Source organism: Streptomyces sp. NPDC051243 (assembly GCF_044455405.1).
GTDB lineage: Bacteria > Actinomycetota > Actinomycetes > Streptomycetales > Streptomycetaceae > Streptomyces.
Window position 1 is genome coordinate 274,720 of sequence record NZ_JBITES010000003.1, and the last position, 22,575, is coordinate 297,294.

General features: G+C 70.3%; 15 protein-coding genes. 12 read left to right on the plus strand and 3 right to left on the minus strand.

Annotated features, from left to right (window positions below; genetic code table 11):
* Positions 1–248 precede the first annotated feature (248 nt).
* From leuS to ACIBAG_RS08575, 10 genes are all read left to right on the plus strand, one after another.
* On the plus strand, positions 249–3,131 hold the full coding sequence (gene leuS, locus ACIBAG_RS08530; RefSeq protein WP_399102446.1) for a leucine--tRNA ligase: 2,883 nt from the start codon (positions 249–251) through the stop codon (positions 3,129–3,131).
* Positions 3,132–3,450: 319 nt separating this feature from the next.
* The gene (locus tag ACIBAG_RS08535) at positions 3,451–4,248 is read left to right on the plus strand and encodes a hypothetical protein (RefSeq protein ID WP_399102448.1); all 798 of its coding nucleotides are present in this window, start codon (positions 3,451–3,453) and stop codon (positions 4,246–4,248) included.
* A gap of 93 nt (positions 4,249–4,341) precedes the next feature.
* Positions 4,342–5,187 (plus strand): DegV family protein, encoded by an 846-nt coding sequence (locus ACIBAG_RS08540; protein ID WP_399102450.1) that lies wholly within the window; start codon positions 4,342–4,344, stop codon positions 5,185–5,187.
* Positions 5,188–5,363: 176 nt separating this feature from the next.
* Positions 5,364–6,602 carry a helix-hairpin-helix domain-containing protein gene (locus ACIBAG_RS08545; protein ID WP_399102452.1) on the plus strand — a complete coding sequence of 413 codons (1,239 nt, stop codon included), beginning with the start codon at positions 5,364–5,366 and terminating at the stop codon, positions 6,600–6,602.
* Positions 6,599–9,400: a ComEC/Rec2 family competence protein gene (locus ACIBAG_RS08550; protein WP_399102455.1), complete on the plus strand. Its 2,802-nt coding sequence runs from the start codon at positions 6,599–6,601 to the stop codon at positions 9,398–9,400. Before ACIBAG_RS08545 ends, ACIBAG_RS08550 begins: the two co-directional genes overlap by 4 nt.
* A gap of 4 nt (positions 9,401–9,404) precedes the next feature.
* Positions 9,405–10,244, plus strand: a complete 840-nt coding sequence (locus ACIBAG_RS08555; protein ID WP_399102458.1) for an arylamine N-acetyltransferase — start codon at positions 9,405–9,407, stop codon at positions 10,242–10,244.
* Between the two features lie 351 nt (positions 10,245–10,595).
* The gene (locus tag ACIBAG_RS08560) at positions 10,596–10,841 is read left to right on the plus strand and encodes a hypothetical protein (protein ID WP_399102460.1); all 246 of its coding nucleotides are present in this window, start codon (positions 10,596–10,598) and stop codon (positions 10,839–10,841) included.
* Positions 10,842–10,959: 118 nt separating this feature from the next.
* Positions 10,960–11,949 carry a DNA polymerase III subunit delta gene (gene holA, locus ACIBAG_RS08565; protein ID WP_399103281.1) on the plus strand — a complete coding sequence of 330 codons (990 nt, stop codon included), beginning with the start codon at positions 10,960–10,962 and terminating at the stop codon, positions 11,947–11,949.
* A gap of 176 nt (positions 11,950–12,125) precedes the next feature.
* Positions 12,126–12,521 (plus strand): nuclear transport factor 2 family protein, encoded by a 396-nt coding sequence (locus ACIBAG_RS08570; RefSeq protein ID WP_399102462.1) that lies wholly within the window; start codon positions 12,126–12,128, stop codon positions 12,519–12,521.
* A 30-nt stretch (positions 12,522–12,551) separates the two neighbouring features.
* The gene (locus ACIBAG_RS08575; protein WP_399102464.1) at positions 12,552–12,947 is read left to right on the plus strand and encodes a nuclear transport factor 2 family protein; all 396 of its coding nucleotides are present in this window, start codon (positions 12,552–12,554) and stop codon (positions 12,945–12,947) included.
* 202 nt (positions 12,948–13,149) lie between these two features.
* Here the strand turns inward: ACIBAG_RS08575 and rpsT are convergent, their stop codons facing one another.
* Positions 13,150–13,416 (minus strand): 30S ribosomal protein S20, encoded by a 267-nt coding sequence (gene rpsT / locus ACIBAG_RS08580; protein WP_399102466.1) that lies wholly within the window; start codon positions 13,414–13,416, stop codon positions 13,150–13,152.
* A gap of 264 nt (positions 13,417–13,680) precedes the next feature.
* Here rpsT and lepA point away from each other — a divergent pair, with 264 nt between their 5' ends.
* Both lepA and ACIBAG_RS08590 read left to right on the plus strand, forming a co-directional pair.
* Positions 13,681–15,549 (plus strand): translation elongation factor 4, encoded by a 1,869-nt coding sequence (gene lepA / locus ACIBAG_RS08585; RefSeq protein WP_399102468.1) that lies wholly within the window; start codon positions 13,681–13,683, stop codon positions 15,547–15,549.
* 273 nt (positions 15,550–15,822) lie between these two features.
* Entirely contained in the window at positions 15,823–17,697 is a 1,875-nt protein-coding gene (locus ACIBAG_RS08590) for an AMP-dependent synthetase/ligase (RefSeq protein WP_399102471.1), read from the plus strand.
* A 123-nt stretch (positions 17,698–17,820) separates the two neighbouring features.
* Here the strand turns inward: ACIBAG_RS08590 and ACIBAG_RS08595 are convergent, their stop codons facing one another.
* Together ACIBAG_RS08595 and ACIBAG_RS08600 are read right to left on the minus strand one after the other, a co-directional pair.
* On the minus strand, positions 17,821–18,381 hold the full coding sequence (locus ACIBAG_RS08595; protein ID WP_399102473.1) for a two-component system response regulator: 561 nt from the start codon (positions 18,379–18,381) through the stop codon (positions 17,821–17,823).
* 12 nt (positions 18,382–18,393) lie between these two features.
* Positions 18,394–22,542: a HAMP domain-containing protein gene (locus ACIBAG_RS08600; protein ID WP_399102475.1), complete on the minus strand. Its 4,149-nt coding sequence runs from the start codon at positions 22,540–22,542 to the stop codon at positions 18,394–18,396.
* Positions 22,543–22,575: the final 33 nt, after the last annotated feature.

Here is a 22,575-nt window from a genome sequence, read left to right on the forward strand (position 1 = left end):
CGCGCGCCCCTGCCGAAAGCCCGCCCGCGCCCCCGTCGAAAGCCCGTCGCGACCCGCTCCGGCGCTGCGGTACCCTGACGCCATGCGTGCCGTACGCCTTCTGCTTAGCGGGCCGCGCTGATCAGTCCCGACCACCGGGCGAATCGGATGGTCGGAATCGGCGCGGCGTCCCCTCCTGTGCGAGGGGATTTTTCGTTTCCAGAGAACCGCAGCCGCTGGCAGAGACGATCGATGGAGCTTTGAGGATCATGAGCGAGACGAACCCCGCTGCCGCCGCCGAGGCAGCAGCGCCGCACCGCTACACGGCCGCCATGGCGGCCGACATCGAGGCACGCTGGCAGGACTTCTGGGACGCGGAGGGCACCTACGCCGCCCCGAACCCGAAGGGCGACCTGGCGGGCGACCCCTCGGTCGTCGCCCGGCCCAAGAAGTTCATCATGGACATGTTCCCGTACCCCTCCGGTGCGGGCCTGCACGTCGGCCACCCGCTGGGCTACATCGCCACCGACGTCTTCGCGCGCTTCCAGCGCATGACCGGCCACAACGTCCTGCACACCCTGGGCTTCGACGCCTTCGGCCTGCCCGCCGAGCAGTACGCCGTGCAGACCGGCACGCACCCGCGCGTCTCCACCGAGGCCAACATCGAGAACATGAAGGCCCAGCTGCGCCGGCTGGGCCTGGGCCACGACAAGCGCCGCTCGTTCGCCACGATCGACCCGGACTACTACAAGTGGACCCAGTGGATCTTCCTGCAGATCTTCAACTCCTGGTACGACGACGAGGCGAAGAAGGCCCGGCCGATCGCGGAGCTGGTCGCCCAGTTCGAGTCGGGTGAGCGCCCGGTACCCGGAACCGACGGCGGCACGCGCGCGTGGAGCGAGCTGAGCGCCGCCGAGCGCGCCGACGTCCTGGGCGAGTACCGCCTGGCATACGCCTCCGACGCGCCGGTCAACTGGTGCCCCGGCCTGGGCACCGTCCTGGCCAACGAGGAGGTCACGGCCGAGGGCCGCTCCGAGCGCGGCAACTTCCCGGTCTTCAAGGCCAAGCTGCGCCAGTGGAACATGCGCATCACCGCGTACGCCGACCGGCTGCTGGAGGACCTGAACGAGCTGGACTGGCCCGAGGCCATCAAGCTGCAGCAGCGCAACTGGATCGGCCGCTCCGAGGGCGCCCGCGTCGACTTCCCGATCGACGGCGAGCGCATCACCGTCTTCACCACGCGCCCCGACACCCTGTTCGGCGCGAGCTACATGGTGCTGGCGCCCGAGCACCCGCTGGTCGACAAGTTCACCCCGGACGCCTGGCCCGAGGGCACCCACGACGTCTGGACCGGCGGTCACGCCACCCCGGCCGAGGCCGTCGCCGCCTACCGCGCGCAGGCCGCCTCGAAGTCCGACGTCGAGCGTCAGGCCGAGGCCAAGGACAAGACCGGCGTCTTCATCGGCTCGTACGCGACCAACCCGGTCAACGGCGAGCAGGTCCCCGTCTTCATCGCCGACTACGTCCTGATGGGCTACGGCACCGGCGCGATCATGGCGGTGCCGGCGGGCGACCAGCGCGACTTCGAGTTCGCGCGCGCCTTCGAGCTGCCGATCGTCTGCATCGTCGAGCCGACCGACGGCCGGGGCACGGACACCTCGACGTGGGAGGACGCCTTCTCGTCGTACGACGCGAAGATCATCAACTCCGCCAACGACGAGATCTCCCTGGACGGCCTGGGCGTCGCCGAGGCCAAGGCGCGCATCACCGAATGGCTGGAGCGCAAGGGCATCGGCGAGGGCACCGTCAACTTCCGGCTGCGCGACTGGCTGTTCAGCCGCCAGCGCTACTGGGGCGAGCCCTTCCCGATCGTCTACGACGAGGACGGCATCGCCCACGCGCTGCCCGAGTCGATGCTGCCGCTGGAGCTGCCCGAGGTCGAGGACTACTCGCCGCGCACCTTCGACCCGGACGACGCGAACACCCAGCCCGAGACGCCGCTGTCGCGCAACGAGGAGTGGGTCAACGTCACGCTGGACCTGGGCGACGGCCCGAAGCGGTACCGGCGTGAGACCAACACCATGCCCAACTGGGCCGGTTCCTGCTGGTACGAGCTGCGCTACCTGGACCCGCACAACAGCGAGCAGCTGGTCGACCCGGAGATCGAGCAGTACTGGATGGGCCCGCGCGAGGGCCAGCCGCACGGCGGTGTCGACCTGTACGTCGGCGGCGCCGAGCACGCCGTGCTGCACCTGCTGTACGCCCGCTTCTGGTCCAAGGTGCTGTTCGACCTGGGGCACGTCTCGTCCGCGGAGCCGTTCCACAAGCTGTTCAACCAGGGCATGATCCAGGCCTACGTCTACCGGGACGCGCGCGGGATCGCCGTACCGGCCGCCGAGGTGGAGGAGCGCGACGGCGCCTACTACTACCAGGGCGAGAAGGTCTCCCGGCTGCTGGGCAAGATGGGCAAGTCCCTGAAGAACGCCGTCACTCCGGACGAGATCGCCGCCGAGTACGGCGCCGACACGCTGCGGCTGTACGAGATGGCGATGGGCCCGCTGGACGTGTCCCGGCCGTGGGACACGCGCGCGGTGGTCGGCCAGTTCCGGCTGCTGCAGCGGCTGTGGCGCAACGTCGTCGACGAGGCGACCGGTGAGGTTTCGGTCGTCGACGCCGAGCCCGACGAGGACACGCTGCGTGCCCTGCACAAGGCGATCGACGGGGTGCGCGGGGACCTGGAGGGCATGCGGTTCAACACCGCCATCGCCAAGGTCACCGAGCTGAACAACCACCTGACCAAGGCGGGCGGCCCGGTTCCGCGCTCGGTCGCCGAGTCGCTGGTGCTGATGGCCGCGCCGCTGGCCCCGCACATCGCCGAGGAGCTGTGGCGCAAGCTGGGCCACACCGACTCCGTCGTCCACCAGGACTTCCCGGTCGCCGACCCCGCGTACGTCGTGGACGAGACCGTGACCTGCGTGGTGCAGATCAAGGGCAAGGTCAAGGCCCGCCTGGAGGTCTCGCCGGCCATCTCCGAGGAGGAGCTGGAGAAGGTCGCGCTGTCCGACGAGAAGGTCGTGGCGGCGCTGGACGGGGCCGGGATCCGCAAGGTGATCGTGCGGGCGCCGAAGCTGGTGAACATCGTTCCGGCGTAGGGATCCGGCGGTTGGATCTTGACTGAGGGCCAGGACCAGGGCCAGGGCCAGGGCTGAGGTCTGGCTGAGGCTCTGGGCTCGGGCTGAGGGCCTTGGCTCGGGCTGAGGGTCTGGGCTGAGGACCGGGGCCGGGTTGGTTCCGTGAGCGTGGCGGGCGGCTCGCTGCCGCCGTGAGTGTGACGGATGTCTCCGGGTGATCCTGCTCGGGGTGATCCCCTACGGGCAGGTTCGGGGTTCTGCTGGAACTCCGGGCCTGCCCGCTGCGTTTACCGTTGAAGAGTGACGCGGCGTGTGTCGTGGTCGGCCGGAGGAGGCGTTCGTGGATGCAGTGATCGCAGTCGTCGCCCTGCTCTTCGTGCTCTTCGTCGTGCTGGGGGCCTATGCCACGGTGAAGGTGGTCGGCGCGGCCAAACGCCGTGTGGACGAGACGATCACACACGCCCGGCGCACGGTCGAGGACCACACCCTGCGGGCCAAGTCCTTCGCCCAGCCGGGCCCGGCGGGTGAACTCGCCCAGCTGCGGCTGAAGCTGCGCACCTCCATGCGGGCCACCCAGGACGCGCTGGAGGCGGGCGTCGGCGAGGACGAGTCCCTCAAGGAGTCCCTCGGCCTCTTCCACCGCCTCAGTGCCCACGGGCACGAACTGGACGCCGAACTGCGGCGGCTGGAGTCGGAGCCGGACCGCGCACAGCTCGCCGAGCGACTGCCCGAGCTGCGTGAGCGCACCGAGCGCATCGTGCAGTCGGCGGACTCCCTGCGCTGGGCCGCGCGCGACCGGGCCCGCCGCTTCGCCGAGGACGACCTGGACACCCTCGGCGCGCAGATCGACATGGAGACCGGCGCCCTGCGGCACTGGCAGACGACGGAGTCCTCCTCGTCCTCGACGCCGCCGGCAGGACCGTTCTCGTCCTCGACCCCGCCGGAAGGCCCGTCGTCGACACCGCCCCCGTGGCCGGAGGCCCCGGCCCCCGAGCCCGCCGCGACGACCGAGCAGACCTGGCCGAACAGCCCCCGGACGCAGCGGGCCGAGGAGCCGACCAGGCCCGCCATCACTCCGCCCGGCCCCCGCCCGACATACCCCTGGCAGAAGAAGACCCGCCCCGAGAGCACGACTTGAGCCCGCATGAGCACTCGATGATCAGGCCAAGGCATGCCCGGCCGAGCGGGGTCGGGCTGCCGCCCGGGCGCTACGCCAGGTAACCTCCAGCTCATGTCCCGCCATGTCGCGATCGTCACCGATTCAACGGCCTACCTGCCGCCGCGGACGATGGAGCGCCACGGCATCACCGCGGTACCTCTGACCGTGGTACTCGGCGATCAGGCGCTGGACGAGGGCACCGAGATCTCCACCCGTTCCCTCGCCCAGGCGTTGCAGAAGCGACGCCCCGTCACCACGTCGCGCCCGAGCCCCCAGGTCTTCGCGGAGCACTACCGCAAGGTCGCCGAGTCCGGCGCCACCGGCATCGTCTCCCTGCATCTGTCCGCCGAGCTCTCCGGCACCTACGACGCGGCGGTCCTCGCGGCGCGCGAGGCGCCGGTGCCGGTGCGGGTGGTGGACACCGGGATGGTCGCCATGGCGCTCGGCTTCTGCGCGCTCGCCGCGGCCGAGGCGGCGGAGACGGGCGGCACGGTGGACGACGCCGTGACGGCCGCGGAGAAGCGAGCCGGGGCCACGGCCGCCTACTTCTACGTCGACACCCTCGACTATCTGCGCCGCGGTGGCCGCATCGGTGCCGCGCAGGCACTGCTGGGCTCGGCGCTCGCGGTGAAGCCGCTGCTGCAGCTGGAGGGCGGGCGGATCGGCCCGCTGGAGAAGGTGCGGACGGCGTCCAAGGCGATCGCCCGCCTGGAGGAGATCGCGGCCGACCGGGCGGGCAGCGCACAGGTCGACATCGCGGTGCACCATCTCGCCGCTCCCGACCGGGCGTCGGCGCTGGCGGACCGGTTGCGGGCGCGGGTGCCGGGGCTGGCGGAACTGCATGTGAGTGAGGTGGGGGCGGTGATCGGGGCGCATACGGGGCCCGGGTTGCTGGGGGTTGTGGTTTCGCCCCGGTGACGGCACTTTCACCGCGGTGACGGCACGGCAGGGGTGTGACTCGCTCTCCAGCGCGTGAGGCGTTCTCGAGTGGCTGAGTCACTCTTGCGGGTGGCTGAGTTATCCACAACTGGGCGGTAATCCCCGGGAATTGAGCAAGATCATCGCGAGTTGGCGAGGTGTCCGATCCTCGTCGCATGGCACTTCGATCACGTACACGTACGGGCACCCGGACACGCCCACTCACGGGCACACGCACCCGCACGACGACGGTGACCAGCGGCCCGGGCCGCGGTCCTCACTCCGACGTTCGCGCTCGCCATCGACGCCTGCGAGACCGCGGGCGGGCCCGGCAACGGGAGGCGTCGGCGGAGGAACTGCGCCGCCGGGCGGAGGTGATTTTCGCCGAACCCGCCGTGGAGTGGGGGGAGTCGGGGGCGGGGCCGCCGAGGGCGGGGACGCAGGTCCCGGAGGTTGGTGTCGCGCAGGGGCCGGATGTTCGGCGTGGGGATGTGGCTGTGCGGCCGAAGGGCCCGCCTGTCGATGTGGCTGTGGGCTCCGACGTTCCGCCCGGTGATGCTGTGCTGGGCCCGGGTCCGGTGGATGCGGGGACGGTCGGCGGGACAGGGCGCGACGACCTGGTGGATGGGGGTGTGACCGGCGGATCCGGTCACGGCACTGACGCCGGGAGCAGTGACTCCCGCAGCGGGTACTGGCGGGCGCGGGCAGGGCTGGCGCTGCGGGAGCGGATGCCGGTCTGGTTGCAGGCGAGGTGCGGGCTGGAGCGGCGCAGTGTGGTCGCGCTCACCGTGGTGCTGGTCCTGGCCGCCGGGTTCGCCGTACAGCACTTCTGGAGCGGCCGGACGCAGTCCGTGCGGGCGCCCGAGGTGGTGCGGGCGGCAGCCCCGTACCCGGGTGGGGAGCCGGGTGAGGAGGCCGGGGCGGACGCGCCGGCGGCCGCCGGTGTCCCGGGTGTCGCGGGCACGGCAGCGGCACAGATCGTGGTGGACGTCAGCGGCAAGGTGCGCGAGCCGGGCATCCATCGCCTCCCGGCCGGCTCGCGTGTCGCGGACGCGTTGCGTGCGGCCGGTGGAGTGCGTCCCGGGACGAACACCGACACCCTCAACCGGGCCCGGTTCCTGGTGGACGGCGAGCAAGTGATCGTGGGCGGTCCGGCAGCGGTCCCCGGGGCGGCGTCCGGTACGGGCACGGGCGGTGCCGCCGGCGCCGGTGCGGGGCCCGCCGCGCCGGTCTCCCTCAACACGGCGACCGTCGACCAGCTCGACACTCTCCCGGGCGTCGGCCCGGTGCTGGCCCAGCACATCGTCGACTACCGCACCCGGCACGGCGGCTTCCGTTCAGTGGACGAACTGCAGGAAGTCAACGGCATCGGCACCCGTCGTTTCGCGGATCTGAGGAATCTCGTACGGCCATGAGTGACGACGCACCCACAACCGACTTCGCGCCCTCCCGTGCCGCCGTTCACGCCGCCTCCGGAAGCCGGCTCGGCGCCTCGCACCCCCGACAGGAGGGACCGACGGACCTCCGACTGGTCCCACCCGCGCTCGCCGCCTGGGCGACGGCTGCGCTGATGCTCGATGCACCACCGGTGTGGGCGACTGGGACCGTGGTCGTCTGTCTGGTCGCGGCAGGCGTACTGCTGTTGCTGCGACGGGGTGGTGGGCACGCTGGTCGTGCGACCGTACTGCGACGCAGTTCCGTGCTCGGGCGGGATTCCTCACCTCGACCGGAACCTCGACGGGATTCCTCACCTCGACCGGAACCTCGACGGGGTTCCTCACCTCGACCCGAACCTCGACGGGATTCCTCACCTCGACCGGAACCTCGACGGGGTTCCTCATCTGGACCGGATTCCCTGCCGCGACGGGACTCCTCGGTGGGTCCGCGCAAGGGGCCGCGTGGGCAGGTCACAGCGCCCGCGCGACTCACCTGGCCGCGTATCTCGGCCGCCGCCGTCCTGCTCTGTATCGCCGGGGCCGCACTCTCCACGGGGCTGCACGGGGCCGATCTGCGGCGCGGACCGGTGCCGGGGCTGGCACGGGAGTACGCCACCGTGACCGCCGAGGTCGAGGTCACCGCCGACCCGCGGCTCACCCGGCCCCGCGTCAGAGGGAATCACATGGCCCCGACCTCCGTACTGATCAACGCGGACGTGCGGCGCATCGAAGGGGCGGACGGCGCGGCCCTGGTGACGCGGGCGCCGGTACTGATGATCGTCGACGGTGGATGGGGGTCTTCCGGCGGCGCCAACGGCACATCCCAGTCCGCTACCGACCGGCATTCCCCCTGGCTACGGCTTCTCCCTTCCACGCGGCTGCGTGTGACCGCCAGGTTCGCGGCGCCGCTGGCCGACGGGGACCGGATCGCCGCCGTACTGCGGGTCAGGGAACCGGCCGTGCCGCAGGTCGTGGGGCGGCCCAGTGCGGCGCAGCGGCTGGCGGGGCGGTTGCGCGGCGGGTTGCGGGAGGCGACCGACGGGCTGCCGGCGGACGCGCGGGCGCTGTTGCCGGGGCTGGTCGTGGGCGACACCTCGCGGATCACCCCGGAGCTGGACGAGGCGTTCAAGGAGACCGACCTTGCCCACACGCTCGCCGTCTCCGGCAGCAACCTCACGATCATCCTCGCCCTGCTCATCGGTCCACCGGGCCTGGCCCAGCGGGCCGAGCGCCGTGGTCTCGCGCCCCGCCTCGGCATCTCCCTGCGGACCACCGCGCTGCTCGGCGGAGCGCTCACCCTGGCGTTCGTCGTCGTGTGCCGGCCGGACCCGAGCGTGCTGCGGGCCGCGGCCTGCGGGGCCGTCGCACTGCTGGCGCTGGCGACCGGTCGCCGTAGATCACTGATCCCGGCGCTGGCGACGGCCGTACTGCTGCTGGTGCTGTACGACCCGTGGCTGGCCCGCAGTTACGGCTTCCTGCTCTCCGTGCTCGCCACAGGAGCCCTGCTCACCCTCGCGCCCCGCTGGAGCGCGGCGCTGCGCCGACGAGGGGTCCGGCCGCGGTTGGCCGAGGCGCTGGCCGCCGCGGCTGCCGCGCAGGCGCTGTGCGCGCCGATCGTGGCGGTGCTGTCGGCCCGGGTGAGCCTGGTGGCGGTGCCGTGCAATCTGCTCGTGGAGTTCGCGATCGCGCCGGCCACGGTGCTGGGCTTCGCGGCCCTCGCCACGGCTCCGCTCGCGATGCCGGTGGCCAAGGCACTGGCCTGGTGCGCGAGTTGGCCGGCCGGGTGGATCGCGGACGTGGCCCGGACAGGTGCCGCTCTGCCCGGGGCGGGCGTCGACTGGCCCGGCAGCTGGGCCGGGGCGGCGCTGCTCGCCCTCGCCACGCTGGTCGTCCTGCTCGTCGGCCGGCGACTGCTGCGGCACCCCTGGTGGTGCGCTGCCTGCGGGGCGCTGCTCCTGCTGCTGGTCGTCCAGCCGCCGCCGCTGACCCGGGTGGTCACGGGATGGCCGCCGCCCGGGTGGCGGTTCGCGATGTGCGACGTGGGACAGGGCGACGCGACGGTGCTCGCGGCGGGCGAGGGGACGGGTGTGGTCGTGGACGCCGGTCCCGATCCGGCACTGGTCGACCGGTGCCTGCGCACGCTCGGGATCACCAGGGTGCCGCTCGTCGTGCTGACCCACTACCACGCCGACCACGTTGCGGGCCTGCCCGGCGTGCTGCGTGGGCGTGAGGTGGGCGCGATCGAGACCACCGGGCACGAAGAGCCCGTCGACCAGATGGAGTTCGTACGAAGAGAGGCGGCCGCTCGGCGCATCCCGCTGACGCGGGCCGTGGCCGGGGAGGAGCGGCGCACCGGGGCGCTGAGCTGGCGCGTGGTGTGGCCGCCGCCCCAGCCGGTGCCGGACCCGGAGGGCCCGAACGACGCCAGTGTCACCATGCTCGTCCGGTCGGCCGGGCTGCGGCTCCTGCTGCTCGGGGATCTCGAACCCCCGGCCCAGCGCGCGCTGTTGAGATCACCGGCCGGGGCGCTGCTGGGCGGCGTGGATGTGCTCAAGGTCGCCCACCATGGCTCGGCGTACCAGGACCCGGAGCTGATAGGCCGGGCGGCGCCGAGGCTGGCGCTGATCAGTTGCGGTGCGGACAACCCGTACGGCCACCCGGCTCCCGGCACCGTGGCGGCGCTGCGGGCGCAGGGCGCGGTGGTGCTGCGGACGGACCAGGACGGGGCGCTGGCGGTCTCTGGTACGGGCGCGGAGCTCGAGGTGGCGGGAGACTGAGGGCATGGATTCCGTTGAGGTTGATGCCTATCTCCGGCGACTTGGGGTCGAGCACCCGGCGTGGCCCACCGTGGACGTGCTGCGTGAGCTGCATCTGCGCCATCTGCAGACCGTGCCCTTCGAGAACCTGTCGATCCACCTCGGCGAGGAGATCGTGCTGGAGGAGAAGCGACTGCTGGACAAGGTGGTGGGGGCCGGACGGGGTGGGTTCTGCTACGAACTGAACGGGATCTTCGGGGCGTTGCTCACCGCGCTGGGCTTCGACGTGACGCTGCTCGCAGCGAGGGTGCACGGGCAGGAGGGGCGGCTCGGGATTCCTTACGACCACATGGCGCTGAAGGTGCGGACGGTGGACGGGGGTGCATGGCTCGCGGACGTGGGTTTCGGGGCGCACAGTCACTATCCGCTGGCGTTCGAGGCGCGCGGTGAGCAGCTGGATCCCGCAGGCGTCTTCCGGATCGTCGAGGCCGGGCCGGACGCGGCCGGGGTGCGGGGCGGTCACGACGCGGCGGAGGCGGCGGACCTGGAGGTCGTCATGGCCGGCCGGCCGGAGTACCGGCTGGAGCGAAGGCCCCGGGTGCTCGGCGACTTCGTGGCGGGGGCGTGGTGGCACAGCACCTCGCCGGCGTCGCACTTCACACAGTCGCTGGTGTGCTCGCGGGTGACGGAGGAGGGAGGGCGGATCACGCTCAGCGGCCGCACGTTCAAGGCGACGGCGGCCGACGGGAAGCGTGAGGAGCGGGAGTTGGGCACGGACGAGGAGGTGCTGGGGGTGTACCGGGAGCGGTTCGGGATCGAGCTGGACCGGGTGCCGACGGTGCGCGGCGCCGACCGGCGGGATTGACCGGGTGGGCGGTGTGCGGCGCCGACCGGCGGGATTGACCGGGCGGGCGGTGTGCGCGCCGACCGGCGGGGTTGACCGGGCGGGCGGTGTGCGGCGCCGACCGGCGGGGTTGACCGGGCGGGCGGTGTGCGGCGCCGGCCGGCGGGGTTGACCGGGCGGGCGGTGTCCGGGGCGCTCCCGGGAATCACGCCACACCGCTCGTCCCGGTACATACCGGTGATCTTGGCGACCGTGACCCGCTGCCCCCGCACCGCGAGCACAACCGGGCGCCCGGCGCCCGGCGCCCGGCGCCCGGCGCCCGGCGGTCGACCTCGGCGGTCGGCCTCGGCGGGCGTGCCGGAAAATGGCTCCGTGAGTGACGTGAGACATGTCCTGGTGCCGCCCGACCGCGATGCGGCGGAGGAGGTGGCCGAGGCGCTCGGGGAGCGGTTCGCCATCGACGAGGAGCCGCGGCTCGTGCGGGACGCGCTGGCCGGGGAGGACGACGCCGAGGACGCGCAGTGGCTGGTGGTGCTGCGGGACGAGGAGGGGCGGCTGGATCCGGGGGAGCTGGACGAGTTCGCGGGGGAGTGGGACGGGTGGCGGGAGGAGCCGTAGCTTGATCGGACACCCGGCGCCGGGGGAGGTCGGCGAGGGCGCCGGCCGGGCGTTCGGCCCGCTGTCCGCCACCGGCACGGGAGCCGCGTTGTCAGTGCCCCGTGCCATGCTTGTCGCGATGGCCAGGAAGACTGCGAACGACGACCCCCTCGCCCCCGTGACCCTCGCCGTGGGTCAGGAGGAGCTGCTGCTCGATCGTGCCGTGCGGGAGGTGGTGGTCGCCGCGCGGGCCGCCGATGCCGACACGGACGTGCGGGAGCTGACGCCGGACCAGTTGCAGCCGGGCACACTGGCCGAGTTGACCAGCCCCTCGCTGTTCGCGGAGCGCAAGGTCGTGGTCGTGCGCAATGCGCAGGATCTGTCGGCGGACACGATCAAGGACGTCACGGCGTATCTCACGGCGCCCGCCGAGGAGATCACGCTGGTGCTGCTGCACGCCGGTCAGGCCAAGGGCAAGAAGCTGCTCGACGCCGCGCGCAAGGCGGGGGCGCGGGAGGTGGCGTGCCCGAAGATGACGAAGCCGGCGGACCGGCTGGCGTTCGTCAGGCAGGAGTTCCGGGCGACCGGGCGGTCCGCGACGCCCGAGGCCTGCCAGGCGCTCGTCGACGCCATCGGCAGCGATCTGCGGGAGCTGGCGTCCGCGGTGAGTCAGCTGGTCGCCGATGTCGAGGGGACCATCGACGAGGCCGTCGTCGGGCGGTACTACACCGGCCGGGCCGAGGCGTCGAGCTTCACCGTCGCCGACCGGGCGGTCGAGGGGCGGGCCGCGGAGGCGCTGGAGGCGCTGCGGTGGTCGCTGGCGACCGGCGTGGCCCCGGTCATGATCACCAGTGCGCTGGCGCAGGGAGTGCGGGCCATCGGGAAGCTGTCCTCGGCCCGAGGCGGGCGGCCCGCCGACCTGGCGCGCGAGCTGGGCATGCCGCCGTGGAAGATCGACCGTGTACGGCAGCAGATGCGGGGGTGGACGCCCGACGGCGTGGCCGTCGCGCTGCAGGCCGTCGCCGAGGCCGATGCCGGCGTGAAGGGCGGCGGGGACGACCCCGAGTACGCGCTGGAGAAGGCGGTCGTGACGATCGCGAGGGCGGCGCGTTCCAGGGGACGTGGCTGACGCGGGCGTAGGCGCTGACCAGGCCACACGCGGCTGACGGGCGCCAGGGGCAGCCGCCGTGCGCCACAGACGAGCGCCGTCCTGATCCAGTGGCCGTAGCTGCGACTACGAGGAGAATTGTGCATACAGCCTGAAATCGCCCAGCATGACCGACTTGACGGAAGGTGGCGATCGGTATGGCTGAGCATCCGCACGCGACTGTCGTCCGCAAGGGCTACGAGGCGTTCTCCCGCGGCGACATGGACACCCTGCGCACCCTGATGACGGGGGACGCCACGCACCACTTGCCGGGCGATCACCCGCTGGCCGGCGACTACAAGGGCCAGGACGCGTGTATCGAGCTGTACCAGCGGCTCTTCGAGGAGACGGGCGGGACGTTGAACGTCGAACTGCGTCAGCTCTTCGTCGACGCTCGTGGGCATGTGATGTCCGTGCACCACGCCACGGCTGAGCGTCAGGGCAAGCACTTGGAGATCGACGGAGGCATCGTCTTCCGGGTCGTCGGCGACAAGGCCAGCGACCTCGACGAGTGCGTCGCCGACCTCGACCAGTTCAACGACTTCTGGTCGTGAACCCCGGCCAGGCATGACGGAGGTGGCGCCATGGCCGAACACCCGCACGCCCAGCTCGTCCGCAAGGGCTACGAGGCCTTCGCGCGGGGCGACATGGATGCCCTGCGTGGGCTGATGGCCGGGGACTGTACGCACCATGTGCCCGGAAGTCACCCGTTGTCGGGCGACTTCAAGGGGCAGGACGCGATCATCGACATGTTCCGTCGGCTCTTCGAGGAGACCAACGGCACAATCCAGGTCGATGTTCGCAACATCCTCGTCGACGGTCGTGGGCACGCGGTCTCCGTGCACCGCTTCCAGGCCGACCGGAACGACAAGCACCTCGACGAGAACGGAGCCCTGGTCTTCCGGATCGTGGGGGACAAGATGACCGACGTCGACGAGTGCATCGAGGACATCGACCAGAGCAACGACTTCTGGAGCTGACGGCCGACAGGCACCCCACGCATGCCGAAGGCCCCGCCCGCCGCCCTGGGGAAGGGCGGAAGGCGGAGCCTTCGGTTCACGCTGCTGGAGCCGCGCCCGCGTGGCGAACGCAGGCCGCGCGCGGCTCCGAGGGTGCCGGTCGGGAGCGGATGAGAGAGGGCCCGCTCTGGGTCCTTCCGGCGATCAGATCAAAGAAAAGGTGTCAGCCCTTGAGGGACGCGACCTGGGAAGCAAGCGCCGACTTCTTGTTGGCGGCCTGGTTCTTGTGGATGACGCCCTTCGAGACGGCCTTGTCGAGCGCACGCGACGCGGCGCGCTGGTACTCGGTGGCCTTCTCGACGTCACCCGCGGCAGCGGCCTCACGGGCCTTGCGGATCGCGGTCTTCAGGGAGGACTTGACGGCCTTGTTGCGCAGCCGGGCCTTCTCGTTGGTCTTGATCCGCTTGATCTGGGACTTGATGTTCGCCACGAATGAGCCTTTTCAGGTTCTGGTACGAGGCCGCACGGAAGCCGCACGGACGCGTACCGGGTGATTTTCTTGGGGTGTGCCTCGCGCTGAGAGGGCATGAGACACAGCCACCCAGGCTACCAGTGGCCCTCCGGCCACCCCAAACCGGCCTGCGAAGCCCCCCATCGCGGCCCAAACCGCCCCCCGGTCGCCGCCCATGGGACCATGGAAGCTACGTATCGATCCGACCCGAGGCATAAGGCGCCTCAAGAGACAGGACCCTGCGTGCCCGCGACCCCTAACAATGTGCCCGAGCCGAGCCGTACCGACCCGGCTCTGATCCGCAATTTCTGCATCATCGCGCACATCGACCACGGCAAGTCCACGCTCGCCGACCGGATGCTCCAGCTGACCGGTGTGGTCGAGCAGCGGCAGATGCGTGCTCAGTACCTCGACCGGATGGACATCGAGCGTGAGCGCGGCATCACGATCAAGTCCCAGGCGGTGCGTCTGCCGTGGGCTCCCACCCACGACAAGAGCAACACGCACATCCTCAACATGATCGACACCCCGGGGCACGTCGACTTCACCTACGAGGTCTCACGGTCGCTCGCCGCCTGCGAGGGGACCATCCTCCTCGTCGACGCCGCCCAGGGCATCGAGGCCCAGACCCTCGCCAACCTCTACCTGGCGATGGAGAACGACCTCACGATCATCCCGGTGCTCAACAAGATCGACCTGCCGGCCGCGCAGCCCGAGAAGTTCGCCGAGGAGCTCGCCAACCTGGTCGGCTGCGACCCCGACGACGTCCTCAGGGTCTCCGCCAAGACCGGTGTCGGCGTCGACGCGCTGCTCGACAAGGTCGTACGGGAGATCCCGGCGCCGGTCGGCGTCAAGGACGCCCCCGCGCGCGCGATGATCTTCGACTCCGTCTACGACTCCTACCGCGGTGTCGTGACGTACGTCCGTGTCATCGACGGCCAGCTCAACAAGCGCGAGCGCATCAGGATGATGTCGACGGGCGCGACGCACGAGCTGCTGGAGATCGGGACGAACTCGCCCGAGATGCTCCCGGCCGACGGCCTCGGTGTCGGCGAGGTGGGCTATCTGATCACCGGTGTGAAGGACGTCCGCCAGTCCAAGGTCGGTGACACCGTCACCAGCCAGGCCAAGGGCGCCACCGAGGCGCTCGGCGGCTACAAGGACCCGAAGCCGATGGTCTTCTCCGGCCTGTATCCGCTGGACGGCTCGGACTACCCGGAGCTGCGCGAGGCCCTCGACAAGCTCCAGCTCAACGACGCCGCCCTCGTCTACGAGCCGGAGACCTCCGCCGCCCTCGGCTTCGGCTTCCGCGTCGGCTTCCTTGGCCTGCTCCACCTCGACGTGATCCGCGAGCGGCTGGAGCGCGAGTTCGGCCTCGACCTGATCGCCACCGCGCCGAACGTGGTCTACCGCGTGGTCATGGAGGACGGCAGCGAGCACACCGTCACCAACCCGAGCGAGTTCCCCGAGGGCAAGATCAACGAGGTGTACGAGCCGGTCGTGCGCGCCACCATCCTGGCGCCGACCGAGTTCATCGGCTCGATCATGGAGCTGTGCCAGACCCGGCGCGGCACCCTGCTCGGCATGGACTACCTCTCCGAGGACCGGGTGGAGATCCGCTACACCCTCCCGCTCGCGGAGATCGTCTTCGACTTCTTCGACCAGCTGAAGTCGAAGACGCGTGGTTACGCGTCGCTGGACTACGAGCCCACCGGCGAGCAGACCTCCAGCCTGGTCAAGGTCGACATCCTGCTGCACGGCGACAAGGTGGACGCCTTCTCGGCGATCACCCACAAGGACCAGGCGTACGCGTACGGCGTGCGGCTCGTCGCCAAGCTCAAGGAGCTCATCCCGCGCCAGGCCTTCGAGGTGCCGGTGCAGGCCGCCATCGGCTCCCGGGTGATCGCCCGCGAGACCATCCGTGCCATCCGCAAGGACGTCCTCGCCAAGTGCTACGGCGGTGACATCTCCCGCAAGCGGAAGCTGCTGGAGAAGCAGAAGGAAGGCAAGAAGCGGATGAAGATGGTGGGTTCCGTGGAGGTTCCGCAGGAGGCCTTCATCGCCGTACTGAGCAGTGATGACAGCGCGGGTTCGGCCAAGGGCAAGAAGTAACCGCAGGTAACACGGGGTGACCCGGCAAACCGGTGCAACAGGGGTCCGTCGTACGCAAGTGCGGCGGGCTTCTGTGCGTACCGGGGGTGACTGTCTGGAGGAAGTGACAGGCCGCGGACCCTTACGCGGCGGCCGGTCGACCTTTACTCTGATCCCTGCTCGATAGTTACTCGCGAGTTAAACAACAGCGCGCGAGTGAAAACCGCCGTAATGAGCCGACTGGAAAGCCGGCCGTTTGAGCCAGCCGCACCGTCGCGGGCCCCGGAGGATGTCGTGAGCGACACACAGACACTGATCGAGAACCGTCCGCCGAGCGTGGCGACCCTCTTCCTGGAGCGCGTGGCGGCAACGCCGGACGCCGAGGCATACCGCTATCCGGTGCCCGCCGCCTCCGGCCAGGGCCCGGACGACTGGAAGTCGCTGAGCTGGGCGCAGTCCGCCGAGCGGGTCTACGCGATCGCGGCCGGGCTCATCGAGCTGGGCGTCCAGCCCGAGCAGCGGGTGGCCCTCGCCTCCTCGACCCGGATCGAGTGGATACTCGCCGACCTGGGCATCATGTGCGCCGGCGCGGCCACCACCACCGTCTATCCGCAGACCAACGCCGAGGAGTCGGCGTACATCCTCTCCGACTCCGAGAGCCGGGTGCTGATCGCCGAGGACGCGGCGCAGCTGGCCAAGGCGGTGGAGAAGCGCGCGGAGCTGCCGCACCTGACCCACGTCGTCGTCATCGACCCGGCCGGCGTCGAGACCGCCGACTGGATCCTCACCCTGGACGAGCTGGAGAAGCGCGGCGCGGCCCGGCTGGAGAAGGACGCCGACCTGGTCAAGGAGCGGGTCGGCGCGATCACCAAGGACCAGCTCGCCACCCTCATCTACACCTCGGGCACCACCGGACGCCCCAAGGGCGTACGGCTGCCGCACGACAACTGGGCGTACATGGCGAAGGCGATCGCCGCGACCGGGCTCGTCGGACCCGAGGACGTGCAGTACCTGTGGCTGCCGCTCGCGCACGTCTTCGGCAAGGTGCTCACCTCCGGCCAGATCGAGGTCGGACACGTCACCGCCGTCGACGGCCGCGTCGACAAGATCATCGAGAATCTGCCGGTCGTGCAGCCGACGTACATGGCGGCCGTGCCCCGCATCTTCGAGAAGGTCTACAACGGGGTCGCCGCGAAGGCCCGGGCGGCCGGCGGCGCCAAGTACAAGATCTTCCAGTGGGCCGCCGAGGTGAGCCGCGAGTACGCCAAGGTCTCCCAGGACAACTTCCGGCGCACCGGCAGCCACTCCGTGCCGTTCGGGCTGGGTGCCAAGCACAAGGTCGCCGACGCGCTGGTGTACGCCAAGATCCGCGAGGCCTTCGGCGGAAACCTGCGCGCGTGCGTGTCGGGGTCGGCGGCTCTCGCTCCCGAGATCGGCTACTTCTTCGCCGGCGCGGGCATCCACATCCTCGAGGGCTACGGCCTCACCGAGTCCTCCGCCGCGTCGTTCGTGAACCCCGGTGAGGCCTACCGCACCGGCACGGTCGGCAAGCCGCTGCCCGGCACGGAGGTGCGCATCGCGGACGACGGCGAGATCCTGCTGCGCGGCCCCGGCATCATGGAGGGCTACCACGGGCTGCCGGACAAGACCGCCGAGGTGCTGGAGGCCGACGGCTGGTTCCACACCGGTGACATCGGCGAGCTGTCGCCCGACGGGTACCTGCGCATCACCGACCGCAAGAAGGACCTGATCAAGACGTCGGGCGGCAAGTACATCGCGCCCGCCGAGGTCGAGGGGCAGTTCAAGGCGGTGTGCCCCTACGTCTCCAACATCCTCGTGCACGGCGCCGACCGGAACTTCTGCACGGCGCTGATCGCGCTGGACGAGGTCGCGATCCTCGGGTGGGCCGAGGAGAACGGGCTGTCCGGGAAGTCGTACGCCGACGTAGTGGCTGCGCCGGAGACCGTTGCGATGGTCGAGGGGTACGTGTCGAAGCTCAACGCCGGGCTGCAGAAGTGGCAGACCATCAAGAAGTTCCGGTTGCTGCCGCGGGATCTCGATGTGGAGCACGGGGAGATCACGCCGAGTCTGAAGCTGAAGCGGCCGGTGGTGGAGCGGGAGTACAAGGATCTGATCGAGGAGATGTACGCGGGGACGCGGGAGGCGTAGCGCCTTCGGGGAGGGGTGGCGGGGAATCGTCGGCGGCTGCGGGTGGTTCGTGGTTGCTCGCGCCCACACGGCGGAGCCGCACATCGATGGAGCCCCGCGCCCCTTAAAGGTCCAACTCGCCCCCTACCCGACAAGGCGGCGTATCTCGTGGACCCTGGCGCGTAGGTCTGTCAGGTCCGGCGGTTTTTCCCCGGAGAGCTGGTCCTCCAGAGCCGCCAGTTGGGTGCTCAGCTCCTTGCTGTGGAGGTGCTCCCGGCTCAACAGTCGCTCCAGTTGCCTGTTCTTGCGATACAGATCCAGGAAAACCGTCACCTTCGCGCGCAGTACCCACGGATCGAACGGCTTGGTCAAGTAGTCCGCGGCGCCCGTCGCGTAGCCGCGGAACGCGTAGCCGGGGTCGTCCTCCGCTCCGGTCAGGAAGATGATCGGGACGTCCTTGGTCTGGTCGAGCCGTTTGATGTTCGTGGCCGTTTCGAAGCCGTCCATGCCCGGCATGCGGACGTCGAGCAGGACCAGGGCGAAGCGTTGGCGCAGCAGCGCCTTCATCGCCTCCTCGCCCGAACGCGCGCGGACGAGCGGCTCGTTGAGGGACCCCAGGACGGCCTCCAGCGCGATCAGGTTGTCCTCCATGTCGTCGACCAGGAGGATGCCTGCACGCTCGTCGGTCGTTGCCTCAGCGCTCATGATGACTGTGCCTCATTCAGTCTCTGTCTTCTCCGGTTCCGCGGTAGCCGGCGCGCCCTCGGGGTCCAGGAGGTCGCAGACGACGGTCAGCAGCTGATCCACGTCGACCGGCTTCGGTACGTAGTCGTTGGCACCCCGCGCGATGGACTTCTCCCGGTCGCCCGGCATGGCCTTCGCGGTCAGCGCGACGATGGGCAGGTCCGTCCAGCGTGGGGTGCGGCGGATGGCGGAGATGGTCTCGTAACCGTCCATCTCCGGCATCATGATGTCCATCAGGACGAGTTCGACGTCCGGGTTCCGCTCCAGCGTCTCGATGCCCTCGCGGCCGTTCTCCGCGTACAGCACCGGCATGCCGACCCGGCCCAGGACATGGGTGAGCGCGAAGACGTTGCGGATGTCGTCGTCCACGATCAGCACCCGCCGGCCCGGCAGCACCCGGCCCGCCCGGCCCGTCTGCCACGCCTCCAGCTTGGTCGGGGTCGGCCAGCTCTCGTCCGCGTCGTGGGCGGTCGGGAACGGCTCGGCCGACAACTGCTCCGGCATCGGCAGCGCACGGTCCTCGACGGCCGGGCCGGTGGCCGCGTGACCGGGGCTGATCACCGGGACGTACAGCGTGAAGGTGGAGCCCTTGCCGGGCTCGCTCTCGGCGACGATACGGCCGCCCAGCAGGCCCGCGATCTCCCGGCTGATGGACAGGCCGAGGCCCGTGCCGCCGTACTTGCGGTTGGTGGTGCCGTCGGCCTGCTGGAACGCCTCGAAGATCACCGGGAGCTTCTCCGCCGCGATGCCGATGCCGGTGTCGGACACCGCGAACGCGATCACCTCGTCGCCCTCGCGCACTCCCCCACTCTCGACTTCGCTCGAGCGGGGGGACGCCCATTGGTGCTCGGGGTCCTTCACCCGGTTCACGCGCAGCTCGACCTTGCCGGACGCGGTGAACTTGATCGCGTTGGACAGGAGGTTGCGCAGGATCTGCTGCAGGCGCTGCTCGTCCGAGTACATCTCGCGCGGCACGCCCTCGCCGACCGACACCTCGAAGGCCAGCCCCCGGTCCAGGGTGAGCGGGCGGAACGTGGCGTGGACGTAGTCGAGGAGCTTGATGAGCGGGAGCTTCTTGGGGCGTACGTCCATCCGGCCCGCCTCGATCTTCGACAGGTCCAGGATGTCGTTGATCAGCTGGAGGAGGTCGGAGCCGGAGCGGTGGATCGTCGTCGCGAACTGGACCTCCTGGTCGGAGAGGTGGCCGTCCGGGTTGTCCGACAGCAGGCGGGCCAGGATCAGCAGGGAGTTCAAAGGCGTTCGCAGTTCGTGCGACATGTTCGCCAGGAACTCCGACTTGTACTGGGAGGACGTCGCGAGCAGGGCCGCCTTCTCCTCCAGTTCGGCGTTGGAGCGCTGCAACTCCGCCTGCTGCATCTGGAGTTCGTCCGAGCGTTCCTGCAACTGCATGGCGAGGCGCTGGGACTCGCCGAGCAGGGACTCCGTACGGGAGTTGGCGATGATCGTGTTGATCGCGACGGCGATGGTGTTCACGAACTGGTCGAAGAACGCCAGGTGGACGTCGGAGAAGCGGGAGAAGGACGCCAGCTCGATCACGCCGAGGAGCTTGTCCTCGAAGAGGATCGGGATGATGACGACGCTGGTCGGGGCGGCCTCGCCGAGCCCGCTGTTGATCTTGATGTAGTCCGGCGGGGCCTCCTCGACGAGGATCCGCTTCTTCTCGCGGGCCGCCTGCCGCACCAGGCCGTGCACCGGGAGACCGCCCGTCTCGATGGTCGTGCCCTGGGCCGAGCCGTACCCGGCGATGAACGCCAGCCCTTTCGCGGGAACGGTCGTATGGAGCGCGGCGCCCTCCTCGTCCGGGTCGGCCAGGAAGAACGCGCCGTACTGGGCGTTCACCAGCGGGGTCAGCTCGCGCAGCAGCAGGTCGGCGACCTCCATCAGGTCGCGGTGGCCCTGCATCAGCGCGGCGAGGCGGGCCAGGTTGGACTCCAGCCAGTCCTTCGCGCGGGTCGTCTCGCGCAGGTTGGCCACCATCAGGTTGATGTTGTCCTTCAGCTCGGCGACCTCGCCGCGCGCCTCGACCGTGATCGAGCGGGACATGTCGCCCTGGGCCACGGCCGAGGCGACCTCGGCGATCGCGCGGACCTGGGTGGTCAGGTTGAGGGCGAGTTCGTTCACGTTGGTCGTCAGGCGCTTCCAGGTGCCGTACACGCCCTCGACCCGTGCCTGGCCGCCGAGCTGGCCCTCGGTGCCGACCTCGCGGGCGACGCGGGTGACCTCGTCGGCGAAGGAGGAGAGGGTGTCGACCATGGTGTTGATGGTGGTCTTGAGTTCCAGGATCTCGCCGCGCGCGTCCACGTCGATCTTCTTCGACAGGTCGCCCTGGGCGACCGCCGTCGCGACCTGGGCGATGTTCCGCACCTGTGAGGTGAGGTTGTCGGCCATGTAGTTGACGTTGTCGGTCAGGTCGCGCCAGACACCGGAGACGCCCAGCACCTGCGCCCGGCCGCCGAGCCGGCCGTCGGTGCCGACCTCGCGGGCCACACGCGTGACCTCGTCGGCGAAGGCGCGCAGCTGCTGCACCATCGTGTTGACGGTGTCCTTGAGCTCGAGGATCTCGCCGCGCGCGTCGACGGTGATCTTCTTGGACAGGTCGCCGTTGGCGACGGCGGTGGTGACCTGGGCGATGTTGCGGACCTGGGAGGTCAGGTTCAGCGCCATGAAGTTGACGTTGTCGGTGAGGTCTTTCCATACGCCGGAAACGCCTCGCACCTGGGCCTGGCCGCCGAGGTTGCCTTCGGTGCCGACCTCGCGGGCGACGCGGGTGACCTCGTCGGCGAAGGCGGAGAGCTGGTCCACCATCGTGTTGATGGTCGACTTGAGTTCGAGGATCTCGCCCTTCGCCTCGACCGTGATCTTCTTGCCGAGGTCGCCCTGGGCCACGGCCGTGGACACGAGGGCGATGTTGCGGACCTGGGAGGTGAGGTTGTCCGCCATGAAATTGACGTTGTCGGTGAGGTCTTTCCATACGCCGCTGACGCCCCGCACCTGAGCCCGGCCGCCGAGGTTTCCTTCGGTGCCGACCTCGCGGGCGACGCGGGTGACTTCGTCGGCGAAGGCGGAGAGCTGGTCCACCATCGTGTTGATGGTCGACTTGAGTTCGAGGATCTCGCCCTGGGCGTCGACGGTGATCTTCTGCGACAGGTCGCCGTTGGCGACGGCGGTGGTGACCTGGGCGATGTTGCGGACCTGGGAGGTCAGGTTCGACGCCATGAAATTGACGTTGTCGGTGAGGTCCTTCCATACGCCGCTGACGCCCCGCACCTGGGCGCGTCCGCCCAGCTGCCCTTCCGTACCCACCTCGCGGGCCACGCGCGTGACCTCGTCGGCGAAGGCGGAGAGCTGGTCCACCATCGTGTTGACGGTCAGCTTGAGTTCGAGCAGCTCGCCGGTCGCCTCGACGGTGACCGTACGGGTCAGGTCGCCGCGGGCCACGGCCGTGGTCACCGCCGCGATGTCGCGCACCTGCGCCGTCAGCCGGGACGCCATCGCGTTGACCGCCTCGGTCACGTCCCGCCAACTGCCCGACAGCCCCTGCACCTTGGCCCGGCCGCCGAGCCGGCCCTCGGTGCCGACCTCGCGGGCCACCCGGGTCACCTCGCCGGTGAACAGGGACAGCTGGTCGACCATCTTGTTCACGGCCCGGCCGAGGCGCCGCAGGTCACCGCGTAACTGGCGGGTGCCGTCGTGCAGGTCGACGCGCTGGGTGAGGTCACCGCCGGCGACCGCGTCCAGGACACGGGTCGCGTTCGCCGCCGGGGCCACCAGGGCGTCGAGCAGTTGGTTGACGTCGTTGACCCGGGTCATCCAGCCGCCCTGCCCGGGGCTCGCCGAGAGCCGCTCGTCGAGCCTGCCGTGGCGCACCAACTCCCGCTTGACCCGCTGCACTTCGCCGTTGAAGTGGGTGCTGCGGTGCACGATCTGGTTGAAGACCGCCGTCAATTCGGCGACGACTCCGTCACCTGTCTCCGGGAGCTGGCGGAAGTCGCCGTCGCGGGCCGCGGTCATCGCGGCGAGCAGGGGACGCAGGTCCGATGCTCGAATTTGACCGTCTTTCTGTCCGTCTTCGAGCACACGCGTAGCACGGTTCTCACTCATGGCGGCCCACTTCGGTAACTCGGTGCTTATGGG

What these genes read in the sequence shown, in the direction of transcription:
- leuS (WP_399102446.1), top strand. Translation starts at nt 249, where the DNA reads ATGAGCGAGACGAACCCCGCTGCCGCCGCCGAGGCAGCAGCGCCGCAC.
- ACIBAG_RS08540 (WP_399102450.1), top strand. Translation starts at nt 4,342, where the DNA reads ATGTCCCGCCATGTCGCGATCGTCACCGATTCAACGGCCTACCTGCCG.
- ACIBAG_RS08545 (WP_399102452.1), top strand. Translation starts at nt 5,364, where the DNA reads ATGGCACTTCGATCACGTACACGTACGGGCACCCGGACACGCCCACTC.
- ACIBAG_RS08550 (WP_399102455.1), top strand. Translation starts at nt 6,599, where the DNA reads ATGAGTGACGACGCACCCACAACCGACTTCGCGCCCTCCCGTGCCGCC.
- ACIBAG_RS08555 (WP_399102458.1), top strand. Translation starts at nt 9,405, where the DNA reads ATGGATTCCGTTGAGGTTGATGCCTATCTCCGGCGACTTGGGGTCGAG.
- holA (WP_399103281.1), top strand. Translation starts at nt 10,960, where the DNA reads ATGGCCAGGAAGACTGCGAACGACGACCCCCTCGCCCCCGTGACCCTC.
- ACIBAG_RS08570 (WP_399102462.1), top strand. Translation starts at nt 12,126, where the DNA reads ATGGCTGAGCATCCGCACGCGACTGTCGTCCGCAAGGGCTACGAGGCG.
- ACIBAG_RS08575 (WP_399102464.1), top strand. Translation starts at nt 12,552, where the DNA reads ATGGCCGAACACCCGCACGCCCAGCTCGTCCGCAAGGGCTACGAGGCC.
- ACIBAG_RS08595 (WP_399102473.1), bottom strand. Translation starts at nt 18,381, where the DNA reads ATGAGCGCTGAGGCAACGACCGACGAGCGTGCAGGCATCCTCCTGGTC.
- ACIBAG_RS08600 (WP_399102475.1), bottom strand. Translation starts at nt 22,542, where the DNA reads ATGAGTGAGAACCGTGCTACGCGTGTGCTCGAAGACGGACAGAAAGAC.